Consider the following 19,298-nt stretch of genomic DNA (forward strand, 5'->3'; position numbering starts at 1 on the left):
GAACTTGATTTATGAAACATACATTTTGTACTACCATCGCTATTTGCGTCATGCTATCCAACACTTGGGGCGTAGCCCAAGAACAACAAGGTGCTCCGGAAAAGGACTCCTCCAGAACTTTGGCCAAATTCGAACCTTCGGATGGTGTCTTGCTTTTCGTAGGACAGGAACTGGAAGCCGTAGGTGGACTCAAGGAATACAACGATGGGTATTTGGACCATTTCCCGAGACCGGCAGGATGGACCAGCTATACCAACATCAATCCTGGTGAGGGATCTTTCGGACGCATTCAGGAAGGTTTGGACGGACTATGGGAAACCGCCGATTGGGGGGATAATGACTACAATGCCCATTTACAGCACAAAGATCCCGATTACGGGCAAATGGCCTTGGCCATTGGACTCCAATTCGTCAACCACGAAGAGAAAGTCGCCGATGGCACCCATGACAAATACATCGATAGGCTTGCTAATTTTTTGTTGTCTTTAGATGACCGGCCTGTTTTCTTGCGGATCGCCTATGAGTTTGATGGCGACCCTTGGAACCATTACGATCGTGAAACGACCGTGAAGGCCTACCAACGGATCGTTGACAAACTGCGGGCCCGCGGCGTGACGAATACCGCCTATGTCTGGCAGTCGACCGGCTTTATCTCAGGCCAGGAACATTTGGAAGGCTGGTACCCTGGTGATGACTATGTCGATTGGTGCGGGGTTTCCTTTTTTAACCGATGGAAGGAAATCGAAATGTTCGAATTCGCCCGAAAAAAAGGCAAACCGGTATTTATAGCGGAAGCCACCCCGACCATTTCCGACTATGGTGGCAAATTGTACGGACTCACCAAAGAAACCCAGTTGAGTGACCCGGTACAGGCCGAAGAAGCCTGGGAAAAATGGTTCGTCCCGTTTTTCGATGCCATCGAAGCGAATGCCGATGTGGTCAAGGCCGTGCATTACATCAACTGCCATTGGGATGCACACCCGATGTGGAAAGACAACCCCACCTTCAAAGGAATCGATGCGCGTTTGCATTTGAGTGAATCGATCAGCGAACGGTGGCTTGAGAGGACCTCGAAGGCCCCATTTATACTGTCTTCACCCGATTTATATGACACCTTATACCAAAACCGATAACAGCATGGATCACGAAAAAATCGCATCGGAATTCTGGGAGAAAGGATACGTCATCTTTGAGGGCTTTTTTGAGGCCGGTCTCATGGACGATTACAACGACACCATCTTACATCACTATGGGCTAAACCCAGAGTGGGAACATACCAACGAGTTCATCTCGAAATCGGCCGTAGAGGTCATTCCTTGGTTTCCGTACCGTGAAGGCGAAGGTGGATTCGATGGAATCGACAAAGACCCCGAATTCAACAAGATTACCGATGCCATTCTCAAAGAAGGTTGGGACAACCTGTATTGTATGATGATGTTCTCGAAAGGGGGGAGCAAAGGACAGGCCTGGCACCAAGACTGCCCGCCCGATGACCCTAAAAAATACAATTTGAACAGGCTGGTGTACACCCATGATATCACCGAACGTACCGGAGGCGAGATCGTCATCATGCCCGAAGCCCACAAGGCCGGTATCTTACCGGTCGGTAAACCGCATGAGGATATTGAAGGCCAACTGGTCTTTCGGCCCAAAAAAGGGACGGTGATTTTTTTACACGGACATTGCTTCCACCGGGTAATGCCGGTGAAATCGGATCGTATTTCAACCAATTTCAGGGCCGTTCCCAAAGGAACCCCCGAAGATATTACCGATATCTGTGTCTATCGGAACATGATGTATAAATTCTCTACCTCCGAAGTCTTGGTAGAACGTAGCTGATCGCCTATGCCAGAACGTATCGACATCAAAAAATTCGGGATCGCCTATGGCACCGATATCCAATTGATCTCCTTGAAAAACGAACAGGGAACGGAATTCCAATGCCTTGATTTTGGGGCTACATGGCATGCCATGAAGATCAAGGGGAAAAAAAAGAAGGTCGATGTCGTCGTAGCCCCAAAGACTGCCGAAGGTTATCATGCACAGTTCGGGGGATCCCCCTACCACTTCGGTTCTTGTGTCGGCCGTTTTGCCGGAAGGATCGGCAAAGGTTCCTTTAGCGTGGCGGGTCAAAACTACCCCATCGCCCATACCAACGGTGTCCATCTCCACGGGGGCAACACGGGCATCAGCAAAAAAATATGGAATATCGACAAGCTTTCCGAAGGCCCTGACCCTAGCGTGACCCTAAGCTGTACCAGTCCCCATTTGGAAGATGGCTATCCGGGTAACCTTGACATCGAGGTCACTTATACCTTGACCGAAAACAATGCGGTCACCATAGCATTCAGTGCGGTTTCAGACGAAGACACCATCCTTAACTTGACCAACCACGTCTACCTCAATCTCGGTGGCGAGAGCATTTTGGAACATGAACTTCAGGTCGATGCACAAGAGATTTTACAAATCGACCGATCCCATCTTCCTACCGGCACCCTATTGCCCATTGCCAATACCGGTTATGACTTCAGTGCATTGTCGAACATGAGGAAAATCGGGGCGATAAACGGTTTGGACGACACCTATGTATTGAACGGTGCACTAGGGGATCACCAAGCGGTATTGCGTTCGAAGGAAAGCGGTTTGCAACTATGCGTGGCGACCGATCAACCTGCGATCGTCATCTTCGCCCCCCCGAAATTGGATTTCGTTAAAGCACCGAAAGAACCGCATTACGCTAGCTTGGACTATCCGGCGATCTGTTTCGAAGCCCAGAACTTTCCGGATGCACCGAACCACGACCACTTTCCTTCCGCCGTTTTGAAAAAGGAAGCACGATACCACAACACCACCACCTTTGCATTCAGTCTATGGAAATGAACTCGAAACACACCATCAAATGGGGCATCATCGGCCTGGGCAATATCGCCCGGCTTTTTGCCGAAGATCTAAAACTGGTCGAAGACGCCGAACTGGTAGCGGTCGCCTCGTCGAATTTGGAGCGGGCCACTGCCTTCGCCCAAGAATTCGATGCCAACAAGGCCTATGGTTCCTATGTTGAGCTATTTGCCGATCCCGAGGTCGATATCGTTTATATCGCCACCTACCACCACACCCATTGTACCTTTAGTGTGCAGGCCATGAACCATGGCAAACATGTGCTGTGTGAAAAACCGATCGCTATCGACAAGATGGAGGCCATGCAGATGATCGAAGCGGCCCAACGCAACAAGGTATTCTTTATGGAGGCTTTTTGGTCACGGTTCAACCCGAGTATCGCCAAAGTCAAGCAACTGGTCGATGCCGGTGAGATCGGGGCCTTGCGCTACCTCAATGCAGAGTTTACCTTTCATGTGCTCGACAGCGATCCCAAAAGCCGGATGCTCAATACCGAATTGGCCGGGGGCTCGCTCCTCGACATGGGAGTCTATCCGATCTTTTTGAGTTATCTGCTGTTTGGAAAACCCAAAGAAATACTGGCACGGTCGCAGTTCCATGACACCGGCGCCGAGATCCAGACCAGCATGTTGTTCCAATACGATCATGCCCAAGCGGTACTCTATTCGGGTTTTGCCAACAATACCGATATGCGGGCCAAGATCGGTGGCGAAGCAGGGGAAATCTTCATCGAACCGATATGGCATGAAGCCCAAGGGTTCACTGTCCGAAAGAATTGGGAAGACCAAGAATTCCCCATGCCCACCTTGGGTCGGGGGTATGCCCATGAGGTCATCGAATGCCACCAATGCGTCAGGGCCGGCAAGATCGAAAGTGCGAAATGGTCGCACAACGATTCCTTTGAATTGATTTCCATCGTCGATACGGTCCGGGAGCGGGCCGGAATCCGATTCCCATTTGAATCCGAAACATGAAAAAAATCACCCTAAAAGACATCGCCAGCACCTTTGGGGTATCCATTTCTACGGTTTCCAAAGCGATCAACGACAGCCATGAGATCAGCAGTGAGCTCAAGGCCAAGATCCAACAATTCGCCAAAGACCATCATTACCGCCCCAACCGGCTCGCACTCAATTTGTTGAAAAAAAGCACCAAGACCATAGGCGTCATCGTCCCTAATATCTTGAATTACTTTTTCACCCAGGTCTTTTACGGTATTGAGCAAATGGCGAATAAACGGGGGTACAACATCATCAGTTGCACTACCAATGAATCGTACTTGAAAGAAATCAAGACGGTCGAACTCTTCAGTGCGGGCACGGTCGACGGCATGATCCTCTCATTGGCCGAAGAGACCCAGGCCAGAGACGATGTCGAACACTTGAAGGAATTCATGGGTGCCCGGATCCCCATGGTGATGTTCGACAGGGTCTCCGACAAGATCGAATGCGATAAGGTCATCGTCGATGACTTCGAAGCCGCCTATAAAACCACGGGGCATTTGATCAAAACGGGCTGTAGGAAGATCGCGGTCGTTTCGACCATTTTCAATTCAAGTGTCGGAAAGCTCCGCATTGACGGGTATAAAAAAGCCCTTGAAGAACATGGTATTGCCTTTGAAGAACGTTTGAACGTACGGGTGGATAAAGACGACGATCTCGAATTGTTGCTGTCCTTTTTGTTGGATGATGATCCGGTCGATGCCATCATGGCCTTGGATGAAATGACGGCCGTCGATGTGTTGAATATCGTAAAGCTAAAAAACAAGGCGGTTCCTGAAGAAGTGTCGATCGTCGGTTTCACCAACGGAAGATTATCGAAATACGTCTCCCCTGCCCTGACCATGGTCAGCCAACACGGTAAGTACATCGGCGAAATGGCCGCGAACATGCTCATCGACCGTATTGAAAACGAAGGGGACGACCTGCCCTTTTCGACCAAATTGATCAAAACCAGCCTCATCGAGCGGGCATCGACAAAATCATGTTAATTAATTGGATTAATTCCTTTTTTTTGGAATTAATCCATATTTTTACTGTCCTTTTTTCGGATAGTGAGCAAGACCATTCTACATATGGACCTCGACACCTTTTACGTGTCGGTCGAACGCCTGATCAACCCTGAGCTGAAGCACAAGCCGTTATTGGTCGGGGGCACCAGTGATCGCGGGGTGGTCGCGGCATGCAGCTATGAGACCCGGGGCTATGGCATCCATTCGGGAATGCCCATGAAAATGGCCAAGGAGCTCTGCCCCGAGGCCAAGGTCATTCGGGGCAATGCCGGCACCTACAGCAAACACTCCGATACGGTTACCGAGATCATCAAGGAATGGGTACCGCTTTTCGAAAAATCGAGCATCGATGAGTTTTATGCCGACCTCTCCGGAATGGATCGTTTCTTCGGTTGCTACCGCTATGCTTCCGAATTGCGGCAAAAGATCATCAAAGAGACCGGGCTGCCGATTTCCTTTGGGCTTTCGGTCAACAAAGTAGTCTCGAAAGTCGCTACCAACGAGGCAAAGCCCAACAACCAACTGAAGATCGATCTCGGCCTTGAAAAGCCTTTCTTGGCCCCGTTGTCGATCAAGAAAATCCCCATGGTGGGCGATAAGACCTATCAGACCCTCAGGAATTTGGGGATCCGTCAGGTAAAGACCGTCCAAAAAATGCCTATGGACATCATGCAACGCGTCTTGGGCGCCAACGGCAGCTTGATCTGGAAACGGGCCAACGGTATCGACAATACCCCCGTCATCCCGTTCCATGACCGAAAGTCGATCTCAACCGAGCGTACCTTCGACAAAGACACCATCGATGTGATCAAGCTGAAGGGTATCTTGATGGCGATGACCGAAAACTTGGCCTATCAGCTGCGCAGGGGCAACAAATTGACGGCCTGCATCACGGTAAAGATCCGCTATTCCGATTTCAACACCTATTCGAAACAACTCCGTATTCCGTACACCAGTGCCGACCACATCCTGATTCCGAAGATCATGGCGCTGTTCAGTACCTTGTACAACAAACGGATGCTGGTGCGTCTGGTGGGCATCCGTTTCAGCCATCTGGTCTCGGGCAACTACCAGATCAACCTCTTCGACGACACCGAAGCGGCCCTGAACCTCTATAAGGCGATGGACCATGTACGCAACCGCTTTGGCGACCGCAGCGTATTCAGGGCTTCGGCCATGGGCGCCAAGACCATAGGAAGAATGCACAACCCCTTCAATGGGGAACCCCCGGTCGTCTTGGCCCATAGAAAACAGTAATGTACCTGAATTGCCACACCTATTACAGCCTGCGCTACGGCACCTTCTCTGAGCAAGCCTTACTCGAACTGGCCCAGCAGAACCAGGTGAAGCAAATCGTACTCACCGACATCAACAATACCTCGGCCTGCCTGAACTTCGTAAGGGAGGCCCCGAAGTATGGCATACGTCCGATATTGGGCATCGACTTCAGGAACGGGGCCGAACCCTGTTTTATCGGGATCGCCAAAAACAATGCGGGCTACCAAGAACTCAACCGCTTTCTATCGCAGCATCTGGGCCAGCAGCTTGCCATTCCCCAACGGGCCCCGTTGTTCGAAAATGCGGTGGTGGTCTATCCTTTTGAAAACGTTCTCTTGAACGAACAGCAGGAGTTCCTACCCCATGAGTACATCGGCATTTCGATACGCAACCTGCGCAAGCTCCCCTTTTCGAGAATCAAGCGGCATCGCGATCGCTTGGTGGTGCAACAGCCGGTGACCTTTCGCAACAAAAGGGATTTCAACGCCCACCGCCTGCTCAGGGCCATCGACAACAACGTCTTGCTCAGCCGCCTTGACGAAAGCGAGGTCGGCGATGAAGAAGAGAAAATGTACCCGATCGAAACCCTGGTCGAAGCCTTCGCCGAGCACCGGCATATTCTCGAAAACACCCAAGACTTATTGGATCGGTGCGGCATCCAATTCGATTTTTCAAACCAAAGAAAACCCCAAAACCTCAAGACCTATACCGCCAGTCAAGAAGAAGACGGTGCCTTGTTGGAGGCCCTATGCATGAAGGGGCTCCCCAAGCGCTATGAGCGCATTACCGAAACCATTACCGAACGCTTGGCGAAAGAACTCCGCATCATCAAGGAGATGGGCTTCGTTTCCTATTTCCTGATCAATTGGGACATCGTTTCGGAAGCCCGAAAACGGGGGTTTTTCTACGTTGGTCGTGGCAGTGGGGCCAATAGCATCGTCGCCTACCTCTTATACATTACCGATGTCGACCCCATAGACCTCGACCTCTACTTCGAACGCTTTATCAACCTGTATCGGGTCAACCCTCCCGATTTCGACATTGATTTCTCGTGGCGCGACCGTCAAGAAATGACCCAATACATCTTTGACCGCTTCGCCCATGTGGCCTTGGTGGGCACCTATGTGACCTTTAAGGACAAGGGGGTCATTCGCGAATTGGGCAAGGTGTTCGGCCTCCCCAAAGCCGAGATCGATCTGCTCAGCAGTGGGCAGATCCCAAATAAACTGGACCATATCTCGCGCCTCGTCATCAGTTATGGCAAGTTGATCCGCGGCATGCCCAATTACGTGAGCGTACACGCCAGTGGCATCTTGATCAGTGAGAAACCCCTTCACTGGTTTTCAAGCACCTTTTTACCCCCCAAAGGCTTTGAGACCGTTCACTTCGATATGGTCATCGCCGAGGATGTCGGACTATACAAATTCGATATCCTTGCCCAAAGGGGATTGGGAAAAATCAAAGACGCCATCGCCATCGTCGGGTACAACCAACCTGAAAAATCGGGTTTCGACATTCACGACGTCAAGCGCTTTTACCAAGATCCCATCATCAATAACCTGGTCAAGACGGCGCAGTGTATGGGGTGTTTTTATGTGGAATCGCCGGCCATGCGGATGCTGTTGCTGAAACTGCAGGTCGATAACTACCTGGGGCTGGTGGCGGCCAGTTCGATCATCCGTCCGGGGGTTTCGAAAAGTGGGATGATGCGCGAATACATCCTAAGGCACCGCCATCCGGGAAGGACGGAAGAAAAGGGCCATCCGGTCATGCTCGACATCATGCCCGAAACCTATGGCATTATGGTGTATCAAGAAGATGTGATCAAGGTCGCCCATCATTTCGCGGGTCTCGACCTGGGTGAGGCCGACGTCTTGCGACGGGGCATGAGCGGTAAGTTCCGTTCGCGGGCCGAATTCGAAAAGGTAAAGACGAAATTCCGGACCAACTGCCTCCAAAAAGGCTATCCCGAAAGTCTGGTCGACGAAGTATGGGAGCAGGTCGCCAGTTTTGCCGGTTACGCCTTTGCCAAGGGGCACTCGGCCTCCTATGCCGTCGAAAGCTATCAAAGCCTCTTCTTACGGGCCTATTTTCCGTTGGAATATATGGTGGCCGTACTCAACAATGGCGGCGGGTTCTATCGGGCCGAATTCTACGTACACGAGGCCCGCATGCTGGGGGCCAGCATACACCCGCCCTGCGTAAACCGAAGCGATGCCCTCAACGTCATCTACGGCACCCACCTCTACCTCGGGTTCATGTACCTGCGCGAGCTCGAAGAGCGGGTGATGAAGCGGATCGTCATCGAACGGCATGCCCACGGAAAATTCCATTCCCTGGAAGACTTCATCGACCGGGTCCCCATCGCCATGGAACAGTTGGCCATCTTGATCCGTATCGACGCTTTCCGCTTTACCGGGATCAATAAACACCGCCTCCTCTGGAAAGCGCACCTGACCAGCTCGGGAAACAAGCGGATGGAACACCCCAAACTCTTTCCGCCCAAGCACCGAAAATTCAAGATCCCCCAGCTCTCGACCACCGAGCTCGAGACCGCTTTCGAACAATGGGAACTATTGGGTTTCGCGCTCTGTAGCCCCTTCACCTTGTTGACCAAACCGCCCGAAAACAGCAACGGGCAGCGCGATCTGAAACGCTACCTCAACAAGCGGATCGATATTTACGGCTATCTGGTTACCGTCAAGAACACCAGTACCCATACCGGCAAGCGGATGTACTTCGCTACCCTGATCGATCAGCGGGGCGAGGTCTTCGACACCGTGCTGTTTCCACCCGTCGCGGCGGCCTATCCGTTTCGGGGCCGGGGCATTTACCGTTTTTATGGTAAAGTGGTGAGTGAATTCGGTTTCTTGAGCATCGAGACCATTAAAATGCAGAAGCAAGACTACATCCAAGACCCCAGATATGCCGAAGTGAAAGCCAGCACCAAGGTCTGGGATGCCAAAAAAGCCAAGGCCCGGAAAAAGGAACGCAACGAAGAGTCCGACCCCCCGATTCCCTAGGCAAGGGTTTGAAAAATTCGCTTACTTTTAAGTATGGCCAAAACCAAACGAAACGTGTCGGCGACCGGACCCGACGACTTGACCGACCTGCGCTTGAAAACACCGACCCCCTATGCCGCGGGCGGGCCGGGCATCCAACAGGCTTTGAAACACAGCTTTAAGGAAATGGGGGTGGTGCGCTCCATGCAGGGCCTACTCAAAATGAACCAAAAGGAGGGCTTCGACTGCCCCAGTTGTGCCTGGCCCGATCCGGAAACCCCTTCCCGTGTGGCCGAATATTGCGAAAACGGGGCCAAGGCCTTGGCCGATGAGGCCACCACCAAACGAATCGATGCCGAATTCTTTAAAACGCATTCGGTCGAAGCCCTGTCGCTCCTTACCGATTACGAGATCAACAGCTTCGGAAGGTTGACCGAACCCATGGTGTTGTTGCCCGAACATACCCACTACCAACCCATTTCGTGGTCCGATGCCTTTCAATGCATCGCCGATACCCTCCACGGACTGCAGCGACCCGACGAGGCCATTTTTTACACCTCGGGCCGATCGAGTAATGAGGCGGCCTTTCTGTACGGCATGTTCGCCCGGGCCTTGGGTACCAACAACCTCCCCGACTGTTCGAATATGTGCCATGAATCAAGTGGCGTCGCCCTGGGGAACACCTTGGGCATCGGCAAGGGGTCCGTCACCTTGGATGACCTCTATGGCGCCGAAGTGGTCATCGTGGCCGGACAAAACCCGGGCACCAACCACCCCCGCATGCTCAGCGCCCTTGAAAAGTGCAAGGAAAACGGGGGCAGCATCATCAGCATCAACCCCCTGCGCGAATCGGGCTTGGTCCATTTCAAGGACCCCAAATCGTTCAAAGGCCTGCTAGGGTCGGGGCAAAATCTGGCCGACATCCACCTTCCGGTCAAGATCAACCAAGACATTCCCTTGGTCAAACTCCTCCTCAAAAAACTACGGGCTCTGGATCTCGAGACCGGGGCCGTGTTCGACCACGCCTTTATCGAAACCTATACCCATGGCTACGATGCCCTCATGGCCGACCTTGACCGCTATTCGGAAGCCGACCTCATAGCACGTTGTGGAATATCCCAAGAAGCCATCGACCGTACCGTCGAACTCTTGGCCTCCAAGAGCAAGATCGTGGTTTGCTGGGCCATGGGCCTTACCCAACATGCCAACGGGGTGGCCAACATCCAAGAATTCGTCAACCTCCTCTTATTGAAAGGCGCCCTCGGCAAACCGCATGCCGGCACCTGCCCTGTTCGTGGGCACAGCAATGTGCAGGGCGATCGCAGTGTGGGTATTGTCCATACCGTAGACCCGACATTGAACGCACGCATTGAAAAACACTTGGGGTTCAGCCCGCCGACCGAAGACGGTTATGACACCGTGGCGGCGATTTCGGCCATGCACCAAAAAAAGGCCTCCTTCTTTATGGCCCTGGGGGGCAATTTCTTAATGGCGGCCCCAGACACCGAATACACCGCCGAGGCCCTACGCCAATGTCGCTTGACGGTACAGGTCAGTACCAAGTTGAACCGCAGCCATTTGGTCACCGGCCAGACCGCTTTGATCTTGCCCACCATCGGGCGTTCGGAAAAGGACCATAAAAAGGGGAAGGAACAATTCGTTACCGTTGAGAACAGCATGGGCAAGGTGCACCGATCCAAAGGCTTGTTCAAACCCGCCTCGGATGCCTTAAAGAGTGAGATCGACATCATCGCCTCCATCGCCGATGCCTATTTCAAAGACGGGCACCCCATGGATTGGTCGGCGATGCGCAACGATTACGAACGCATCCGAACCAAGATCGATGTCGTGGCCAAAGGCTTTGAAGACACCCAAAACCGATCGGTAGGGTCGGGTTATTACCTGCCCAATAACGTCCGCGAACGTGATTTTTCAAAGCTCCCGGGCGGAAGAGCGCAGTTCACCCTAAACGAACCGCCCGAACATGATTTGGCCGAAGACGGATTCCTACTGATGACGATTCGATCACACGACCAGTTCAATACCACGATTTACGGCCTTCATGATCGGTACCGCGGCGTTTTTAATGAGCGCAGGGTCTTGTTCATGCATGAAGCGGATATGGAACTTTTAGGGGTGCGCACCAAAGACAAGGTACATCTGATCAGCAACTACGACGGTGTCGAACGGGTGGCCAAAAACTTTTTGGTCATCCCATACGCCATCCCGAAGCGTAACTTGGCGGCTTATTTTCCAGAAACCAATGTGTTGGTACCCCACAACCGATTCGCGGCCAAAAGCAGGACCCCGATCAGCAAATCGATCCAGGTCAAGGTCGTTTCGGCTACTTAAAGGCCGGCATGCCCGTGATATCGGCACCGGTAATCAAAAGGTGGATGTCGTGGGTGCCTTCGTAGGTAATGACACTTTCCAAGTTCATCATGTGACGCATGATGCTGTACTCGCCGGTGATCCCCATGCCGCCCAATACTTGACGTGCTTCACGGGCGATCTTAATGGCCATATCGACATTGTTCCGTTTCGCCATCGAAATCTGAGCGGTAGTCGCCCGACCCTCGTTTTTGAGTTGCCCCAAACGGAAGGCCAACAATTGGGCCTTGGTGATCTCGGTGATCATTTCGGCCAATTTCTTTTGCTGCAATTGGGTGGCCGCGATGGGCTTCCCGAATTGGATGCGTTCTTTGGCGTAACGCAGGGCGGTATCGTAGCAATCCATGGCCGCCCCAATGGCGCCCCATGCGATGCCGTAGCGTGCTGAATCCAGACAACCCAGGGGTGCCCCAAGACCGGTTTTCCCGGTTAAGAGATTTTCTTTGGGTACCTTGACATTATCGAAAATGAGCTCTCCGGTAGCCGAAGCGCGCAACGACCATTTGTTGTGGGTCTCAGGGGTCGAAAACCCTTCCATTCCACGCTCCACGATCAAACCATGGATCCGGCCTTCCTCATTCTTGGCCCAAACGACCGCGATATCGGCGAAAGGCGAGTTCGAAATCCACAATTTGGCCCCGTTCAAGAGGTAGTGGTCACCCATATCCTTATACTTGGTTTCCATCCCACCCGGATTGGACCCGTGGTTGGGTTCGGTCAGTCCGAAACAGCCCATCCATTCGCCGGTAGCCAATTTGGGCAGGTATTTTTGGCGTTGTTCCTCATTGCCATAGGCATAGATCGGGTACATGACCAAAGACGATTGCACGGAAGCGGTAGACCGCACCCCGCTATCGCCGCGTTCGATTTCTTGCATGATCAATCCGTAGCTGATCTGATCTAGTCCCGCACCACCGTATTCCTCAGGAATATAAGGTCCGAAAGCACCGATTTCAGCCAAGCCCCCAAGGATCTCTTTGGGGAATTCGGCTTTTTGGGCGTAGTCTTCGATGATGGGTGAGACATCGCGTTTTACCCATTGTCGGGCCGCATCGCGCACCAATAGGTGTTCTTCAGACAAGAGGTCATCCAGGTTGTAATAATCGGGAGCTTCGAACAAATCCGGTTTCATGCCAAAAAATTTTCCCAAAGGTACTACGAAACCTAACAATTCACCCGCCGATTGTTACATTTTTAAATAAAAGTCGCGGGTCAATGTGGTATAGGCTTCGGTATAGCGATGCCGTTCGGTTTCGATGATCAATTCCGCCGGTTCCAAAGGCATTTTAGTACGGGAAAATTGAAGCAAACTTCGCTTGAAAGGCACATCCGGGTTTCCCTTGACATGGGTAACGCGATTCGGATAAAGTTTCACGGCTTCCGCAAGTGCGACGAAGTTTTCGTATTCCGAATAAGGTACCACCACCGCGAAGCTTCCCTGCGGAGCAAGCAATTGGGCAGCGCCGTTGATCAAGACGTCGAATGGGAGAAAGTCGTTTTGTCGTGCTTGATCCCGTTGGGTATCGCCACTCATCATCCCTTCCGAATAAAAAGGCGGATTCGATACGATCAAATCGAACGAATCATCGATTTCCCCCACGAATTCTTGTAGTGCCGCATGGTAACAGAAGAGGCGGTCACCCCATGTGGAGGCCTCGAAGTTTTCAACGCATTGCTCAAAAGCGTCGGCGTCGATTTCAAGGGCATCAATGGTCTCGGCCGTTGATCGCTGCGCCAGCATGAGCGCAATAAGACCGGTACCCGCACCGATGTCCAAAATGGAGTCGGCTTCACTGATATCCGTCCAGGCTCCGAGCAATACCCCATCGGTGCCCACCTTCATGGCGGTTCGATCTTGGGCGACCTGAAATTGTTTGAATCGGAACGGCCGGTGCATTCAGCTGAGATAGAGATCGACCAAACCTTCGGGGGTCTTGACATGCACCCTTTTGTTTTCACGATCGACGTTTTCGATGATATCGTCATTGACGGGAATGAGCAATTCCTTATCCCCTTTCTTGACCTCGAACAGTACCTGGGCGGCGCTGTCGTTGACCGATTCGATGCGTCCGATCGGTCCGTGAACGGCATCGATCATTTCAAAGCCGATGACCTCGTGGTAGTAAAACTTGTTGCCCGAAAGTTTGGGCAACAACGATAAGGGCAGGTACAACTTGGCCCCGATAAGCCCGTTGGCCGTGGCTTCATCGTCGATATCTTCAAATCGGATCCGTAGCAACTGGGATTTATGGAGCTGGCAGCGCTCCAAAAAAAATGGAACCAGGTTTTGCCCGATTTCGACAAACACTGATTCCATTCCGATGTAATCTTCGGGATCATCGGTATCGATTTTGACCAATACCTCTCCCTTAAAACTGTATTTCGAGACGACTTTACCGAGGTAGAAACACTCTTCCTGGGTCATCGTTCCGTCTTTTTACTCTTCTTCTTTCGAAGCAGCCTCTTCAGTGGCTTCGGCAGCAGGAGCTTCTTCAGCGGCTTCGGCAGCTGGGGCTTCCTCGGTAGCCTCGGCAGTGGCCTCAACGGCTTCTTCGGCAGCTTCGGCGGCAACTTCTTCGACAGCCTCTTCTACTTCTTCGACTTCAGGAAGGGCGGCAGCTGCACGTTTGTCACTGAATTCCTTTTCAGCTTCCAAAGCTTTAGCCTTGGCATCTTCCTTGGCTTTGTCCAAACCGTCTTTCTTCGATTGGATTCCTTTTTCTTTTTCTTCCAACCAAGCGTTGAATTTCTTTTCGGCTTCTTCAGCGGAGAACGCCCCTTTGGCAACACCACCTAGCAGGTGTTTTTTCAACATCACGCCTTTGTAGCTCAAAATCGCACGGGCGGTATCGGTCGGCTGGGCGCCGTTTTGCAACCACTTTACGGAATTGTCTACATTGAGGTTGATGGCAGCAGGGTTGGTATTGGGGTTATACGTACCCAATTTTTCCAAAAACTTTCCATCTCTTTTTGAACGGGAATCCGCGGCAACGATCCAATAGAATGGTTTTCCTTTTTTACCGTGGCGTTGCAATCTAATCTTTACTGGCATATCACATTAATTTGTAGGGTGCCCGACCCAGGTTATTAATTCTTTTTATTCGCTTTATCGTAAAAGCGGATGCAAAAATACACTAATTGTCATAATTACCAATGAATTGGCTAAAATTTTGAGGTTGATAAGTCTTTACAACTCCATTTTTCGGGCAGGGGTGTTTTCCCTAATTTTAGCCATTCACCCAATACTAGACGCAACGGTTCTATGTACCTGATTTTCGATACCGAAACCACAGGCTTGCCCAAACGATGGGATGCCCCGATCACCGACACCGACAACTGGCCACGATGCGTGCAGCTGGCTTGGCAGTTGCATGATGATATGGGCCGACTCATTGCCCATCACGATGCCTTGATCCGACCTGACGGATACAATATTCCCTATGAGTCGGAGCAGATCCACGGTATTTCCACGGCCCTGGCCGAGGCGGAAGGACGCGAATTGCAGGAGGTCTTACAGCAGTTCCAGGGCGACTTGGAGCGTGCGACCTTCGTGGTCGGCCAAAACGTCGATTTCGATATCAATATCATTGGTTGCGAATTCCACCGAATGGGCATGGCCAACCGCATGGCCGAAATGCCCGTGTTGGATACCTGTACGGAGGCCACGGCCGAATTGTGCCGCATTCCCGGTGGACGTGGTGGCAAGTTCAAACTGCCCACCCTGACCGAATTGCACGAATACTTGTTCGGTGAACCTTTTGCCGAAGCGCACAACGCCACTGCGGATGTCGAAGCCACCACCCGGTGTTTCTTGGAACTGGTGCGCAAGCGACATTACTCGCTTGACGAGCTACACGCCACCGTGGGTTATTTCGAAAATTTCGAGGAGCACAACCCTGAAACCATAGCCCTGGTCGGTCTCACCCATACCAATTTAAAGGCGGCCTCGAAAAAATTGGCCGATGCCCTTTGGGAGAACGCTACCGGCGATTCGGATGCGGACACGGATGGCGCGGAGGCGCAGGACCTGACGGAGCTCGATTTCGTGCACCTGCACAACCACACCCAGTTCTCGGTCTTGCAATCGACCATGAGTACCAAAGAATTGGTGAGCAAGGCCGCTGCCGCAAAGATGCCGGCCGTGGCGATTACCGACCACGCCAATATGATGGGCGCCTTTCACTTCGTTAAGGAAGTCAAAGCCCATAACAAGGCGGTTCGCGAACAACAAGAACAAGAAAACGAATCGGAAAACGGCGATGTCGAATTACAAGAACTCACCCCCATCATCGGTTGCGAGTTCTACGTTTGTGAAGACCACACCAATAAGAACGTCAAAGACTACGGCTACCAGATCGTGCTGTTGGCCAAGAACAAAAACGGCTACCACAACCTGGCCAAGATGTCGTCGATCGCCTATACCGATGGGTTCTATTACGTACCCCGAATCGATAAGGAGGTCATCAAAAAATACAAGGAGGATGTCATCGTACTGTCGGGCAACCTCTATGGGGAAATCCCCGCCAAGATCCTGAACGTTGGCGAACGCCAGGCCGAGGAGGCTTTGCTCTGGTGGAAGGAGGCCTTCGGGGCCGATTTCTATTTGGAAACCATGCGACATGGCCAAGAGGATGAAAACCGGGTCAACCAAGTATTGCGTGAATTCGCCAAGAAACACCAAGTCAAACTGGTGGCCACCAACAATACCTATTACGGGTCGAAAGACGATGCGGAGGCCCATGACATCCTGCTTTGTGTCAAGGACGGTGAGAAAGTCACCACGCCCATAGGTCGTGGTCGCGGCTACCGCTACGGCCTGCCGAACCAAGAATACTACTTCAAGTCGTCTGACGAAATGAAGGAGCTCTTCAAGGACCAGCCCGAAGCCATCGCCAACCTACAGGAAATCGTAGAGAAAATCGAACCCTACGACCTGGCGCGCGAGGTGTTGCTGCCGAAATTCGACATTCCCGAAAGCTTCAAGGTCGAAGCTGACGAGGCCGACGGCGGCAAACGGGGTGAAAACGCCTACCTCCGCCATATTTCGTATGAGGGGGCCAAAAAACGTTATGGCGAGATCACCGATGCCATCACCGAACGGATCGATTTCGAATTGGCGACCATTGAAAACTCGGGCTACCCAGGGTATTTCCTCATTGTCGAGGATTTTATCCGTGAGGCCCGCAATATGGGGGTTTCGGTCGGACCGGGCCGGGGATCTGCCGCAGGGTCGGTAGTGGCCTATTGTCTGGGCATCACCAACATTGATCCCCTGAAGTACGACCTGCTCTTCGAGCGGTTTTTGAATCCCGACCGGGTATCCATGCCCGATATCGATATTGATTTCGATGACGAGGGTCGTGGTAAGGTGATGGACTATGTGATCAACAAATACGGCGCCAACCAGGTGGCCCAGATCATCACCTACGGTACTATGGCGGCCAAGTCCTCCATCCGGGATACGGCACGGGTATTGGATCTGCCCTTGAACGATGCCGATCGCATCGCGAAGCTCATCCCGAATATGAGCAAGCTGGCCAAGATCTTTGGGGCCGAAGAGCAGAAATTGAAAAAAATGTTCCGGGCCGATGAGCTGGAAAAGGTCAACGAACTCCTTAATATATCGGAAAGTGAAGATCTTGAAGGACGCACGGTCAATATGGCCCGGGTACTCGAAGGCTCGTTGCGGAATACCGGCATCCATGCCTGTGGGGTGATCATCACCCCCGACGACATCACGAATTTCGTTCCGGTGGCCACCGCCAAAGACTCCGACCTCTACGTCACCCAATTCGATAACTCGGTGGTCGAAAGTGCCGGCTTGCTGAAGATGGACTTCTTGGGCTTGAAGACCTTGACCTTGATCAAGGATACGGTGAAAATCGTCAAGGCCCGAACCGGTACCGAACTGGTGCCCGACGACTTTCCGCTCGACGACGAAAAGACCTATGAGTTGTTCCAACGTGGGGATACGGTGGGGATATTCCAATACGAATCCCCTGGCATGCAAAAGCACCTCAAAAACCTCAAACCCACGGTTTTTGATGACCTCATCGCCATGAACGCGCTCTACCGCCCTGGACCTATGGAATACATCCCCAGCTTTATCGCCCGAAAACATGGGGAGGAAGAGATCACCTATGACCTTCCGGAGATGGAAGAATACCTGAAGGACACCTATGGGATCACCGTCTATCAAGAGCAGGTGATGCGCTTGTCACAGAAACTGGCGAACTTTTCGAAGGGTGATGCCGATGGACTGCGGAAAGCGATGGGGAAAAAAATCTTCGCCCTCTTGCAGAAGTACCGGCCCCAATTCTTGGAAGGCGGTGAAAAGAACGGCCATCCGAAAGAGGTACTTGAAAAAATCTGGAAAGACTGGGAAGCCTTCGCCTCCTACGCCTTCAACAAGAGCCACTCGACCTGTTATGCCTACATCGCCTATCAGACGGCCTACCTCAAGGCCCACTACCCTGCCGAATACATGGCCGCGGTGCTGTCGAACAATATGAACGACATCAAGCAGGTCACCTTCTTTATGGAAGAGTGTCGCCGCATGGGGCTCGAAGTGCTCGGTCCCGATGTCAATGAATCCTATTACAAATTCGCGGTCAATAAAGACAATGCGGTCCGCTTTGGCATGGGTGCCATCAAAGGGGTCGGTCGATCGGCCGTTCAGGCCATTGTCGAAGACCGTAAGGAAAACGGGGGCTTTCGCTCCGTTTTCGATATGGCGAAACGCGTCGATTTACGGGCGGCCAATAAAAAGGCCTTTGAAAACCTCGCCTTAGCCGGTGGTTTCGATTCCTTCGGAGGTACGCATCGCGCCCAATACTTCCATGATGAGGGCGATGGGGTGACCTTTTTGGAAAAGGTGATCAAATACGGCGCCAAGTACCAGGAAAACGAGAATTCAAGCCAGGTCAGCCTCTTTGGCGAGGCCAGTGAAGTACAGATCCCCGAGCCTACGGTACCGCCCTGTGAGACCTGGGGCACCATGGAAAAGTTGCGGCGTGAAAAGGAAGTCGTGGGCATTTACATTTCGGGCCACCCGCTCGATGATTTCAAAAAAGAGATTACCGCCTTTTGTAACGCCAACGTATCGATCTTCAATGACGAACTGCATCCGTATGTCAACCGGGAACTTTCTTTTGCCGGGGTGATCACCGATGTGCAGCACCGGATTTCAAAGAATGGCAAAGGTTGGGGCCTGTTTACCTTAGAAGACTATACCGATACCCATGAATTCCGGATTTTCGGGGAAGAATACCTCAAGTTCCGGCATTTCTTTATGATCAATTCCTTCGTCTATTGTAAGGTGTACGTCCGTGAAGGCTGGGTCAACCGTGATACCGGTAAGAAAGGGGACCCCCGTTTGCAGTACAACGACTTCAAACAACTTCAGGATGTCATGGACTCCTATGCCAAAAAACTGACCATCAAACTCGATATCGCGGCCCTGCAGGAAAAACGGATCAAGGCCTTGAAAGACACCTTGATCTCGCATAAAGGCAAGCACCCCTTGAACTTCGTGGTTTATGAAATGCAGGAAGAAATCAAACTGAACCTATCGAGCCGAAAACAGAAGGTGAACATCAGTAGCGAACTCTTGTCGACCTTGGAGGAACAGGAGGTACACTACAAACTGAATTAGTATAACGATTTCCAATAGGTTGATAATCAAAACGAATGCAGGTCGGGTAAGGAATCGTATCGAT

At 52.0% G+C, this 19,298-nt stretch carries 13 protein-coding genes; 9 read left to right on the top strand and 4 right to left on the bottom strand.

Annotation, left to right across the window (positions count from 1 at the left end; translation table 11 throughout):
* The first annotated feature begins 11 nt into the window (after positions 1–11).
* The 8 genes from ABV409_RS02110 (at position 12) to ABV409_RS02145 (ending at position 11,541) form a co-directional block, all read left to right on the top strand.
* On the top strand, positions 12–1,133 hold the full coding sequence (locus ABV409_RS02110) for a glycoside hydrolase family 26 protein (protein WP_353875889.1): 1,122 nt from the start codon (positions 12–14) through the stop codon (positions 1,131–1,133).
* A gap of 4 nt (positions 1,134–1,137) precedes the next feature.
* Positions 1,138–1,839, top strand: a complete 702-nt coding sequence (locus ABV409_RS02115) for a phytanoyl-CoA dioxygenase family protein (protein WP_353875890.1) — start codon at positions 1,138–1,140, stop codon at positions 1,837–1,839.
* Between the two features lie 6 nt (positions 1,840–1,845).
* Positions 1,846–2,880 (top strand): aldose epimerase family protein, encoded by a 1,035-nt coding sequence (locus ABV409_RS02120; RefSeq protein ID WP_353875891.1) that lies wholly within the window; start codon positions 1,846–1,848, stop codon positions 2,878–2,880.
* Positions 2,877–3,872: a Gfo/Idh/MocA family protein gene (locus ABV409_RS02125; protein WP_353875892.1), complete on the top strand. Its 996-nt coding sequence runs from the start codon at positions 2,877–2,879 to the stop codon at positions 3,870–3,872. The genes ABV409_RS02120 and ABV409_RS02125 overlap by 4 nt, the downstream gene beginning before the upstream one ends.
* Complete coding sequence (locus ABV409_RS02130) at positions 3,869–4,888, top strand: LacI family DNA-binding transcriptional regulator (protein ID WP_353875893.1); 1,020 nt, start codon at positions 3,869–3,871, stop codon at positions 4,886–4,888. Before ABV409_RS02125 ends, ABV409_RS02130 begins: the two co-directional genes overlap by 4 nt.
* Before the next feature lie 63 nt (positions 4,889–4,951).
* Positions 4,952–6,166, top strand: coding sequence for a DNA polymerase IV (dinB, locus tag ABV409_RS02135; RefSeq protein ID WP_353875894.1), 1,215 nt, complete (start codon positions 4,952–4,954; stop codon positions 6,164–6,166).
* Entirely contained in the window at positions 6,166–9,210 is a 3,045-nt protein-coding gene (locus ABV409_RS02140) for a DNA polymerase III subunit alpha (RefSeq protein ID WP_353875895.1), read from the top strand. The genes dinB and ABV409_RS02140 overlap by 1 nt, the downstream gene beginning before the upstream one ends.
* Before the next feature lie 33 nt (positions 9,211–9,243).
* Positions 9,244–11,541, top strand: a complete 2,298-nt coding sequence (locus ABV409_RS02145; RefSeq protein ID WP_353875896.1) for an FdhF/YdeP family oxidoreductase — start codon at positions 9,244–9,246, stop codon at positions 11,539–11,541.
* Here ABV409_RS02145 and ABV409_RS02150 read toward each other — a convergent pair.
* From ABV409_RS02150 to ABV409_RS02165, 4 genes are read right to left on the bottom strand one after another with little or no spacing between them, the layout of a single operon-like run.
* Positions 11,534–12,712 (bottom strand): acyl-CoA dehydrogenase family protein, encoded by a 1,179-nt coding sequence (locus tag ABV409_RS02150; RefSeq protein WP_353875897.1) that lies wholly within the window; start codon positions 12,710–12,712, stop codon positions 11,534–11,536. The genes ABV409_RS02145 and ABV409_RS02150 overlap by 8 nt on opposite strands.
* Positions 12,713–12,766: 54 nt before the next feature.
* Entirely contained in the window at positions 12,767–13,477 is a 711-nt protein-coding gene (locus tag ABV409_RS02155) for a tRNA1(Val) (adenine(37)-N6)-methyltransferase (RefSeq protein WP_353875898.1), read from the bottom strand.
* On the bottom strand, positions 13,478–14,005 hold the full coding sequence (gene rimM / locus ABV409_RS02160) for a ribosome maturation factor RimM (protein WP_353875899.1): 528 nt from the start codon (positions 14,003–14,005) through the stop codon (positions 13,478–13,480).
* Between the two features lie 12 nt (positions 14,006–14,017).
* Entirely contained in the window at positions 14,018–14,632 is a 615-nt protein-coding gene (locus tag ABV409_RS02165) for a 30S ribosomal protein S16 (RefSeq protein WP_353875900.1), read from the bottom strand.
* Positions 14,633–14,842: 210 nt separating this feature from the next.
* Here ABV409_RS02165 and dnaE point away from each other — a divergent pair, with 210 nt between their 5' ends.
* Complete coding sequence (gene dnaE / locus ABV409_RS02170; protein ID WP_353875901.1) at positions 14,843–19,234, top strand: DNA polymerase III subunit alpha; 4,392 nt, start codon at positions 14,843–14,845, stop codon at positions 19,232–19,234.
* Positions 19,235–19,298 lie beyond the last annotated feature (64 nt).

This window comes from Flagellimonas algarum, assembly GCF_040513375.1.
GTDB classification, from domain to species: Bacteria; Bacteroidota; Bacteroidia; order Flavobacteriales; family Flavobacteriaceae; genus Flagellimonas_B; species Flagellimonas_B algarum.

What these genes read in the sequence shown, in the direction of transcription:
- ABV409_RS02110 (WP_353875889.1), top strand. Translation starts at nt 12, where the DNA reads ATGAAACATACATTTTGTACTACCATCGCTATTTGCGTCATGCTATCC.
- ABV409_RS02115 (WP_353875890.1), top strand. Translation starts at nt 1,138, where the DNA reads ATGGATCACGAAAAAATCGCATCGGAATTCTGGGAGAAAGGATACGTC.
- ABV409_RS02120 (WP_353875891.1), top strand. Translation starts at nt 1,846, where the DNA reads ATGCCAGAACGTATCGACATCAAAAAATTCGGGATCGCCTATGGCACC.
- ABV409_RS02125 (WP_353875892.1), top strand. Translation starts at nt 2,877, where the DNA reads ATGAACTCGAAACACACCATCAAATGGGGCATCATCGGCCTGGGCAAT.
- ABV409_RS02130 (WP_353875893.1), top strand. Translation starts at nt 3,869, where the DNA reads ATGAAAAAAATCACCCTAAAAGACATCGCCAGCACCTTTGGGGTATCC.
- ABV409_RS02140 (WP_353875895.1), top strand. Translation starts at nt 6,166, where the DNA reads ATGTACCTGAATTGCCACACCTATTACAGCCTGCGCTACGGCACCTTC.
- ABV409_RS02145 (WP_353875896.1), top strand. Translation starts at nt 9,244, where the DNA reads ATGGCCAAAACCAAACGAAACGTGTCGGCGACCGGACCCGACGACTTG.
- ABV409_RS02150 (WP_353875897.1), bottom strand. Translation starts at nt 12,712, where the DNA reads ATGAAACCGGATTTGTTCGAAGCTCCCGATTATTACAACCTGGATGAC.
- ABV409_RS02155 (WP_353875898.1), bottom strand. Translation starts at nt 13,477, where the DNA reads ATGCACCGGCCGTTCCGATTCAAACAATTTCAGGTCGCCCAAGATCGA.
- rimM (WP_353875899.1), bottom strand. Translation starts at nt 14,005, where the DNA reads ATGACCCAGGAAGAGTGTTTCTACCTCGGTAAAGTCGTCTCGAAATAC.
- ABV409_RS02165 (WP_353875900.1), bottom strand. Translation starts at nt 14,632, where the DNA reads ATGCCAGTAAAGATTAGATTGCAACGCCACGGTAAAAAAGGAAAACCA.
- dnaE (WP_353875901.1), top strand. Translation starts at nt 14,843, where the DNA reads ATGTACCTGATTTTCGATACCGAAACCACAGGCTTGCCCAAACGATGG.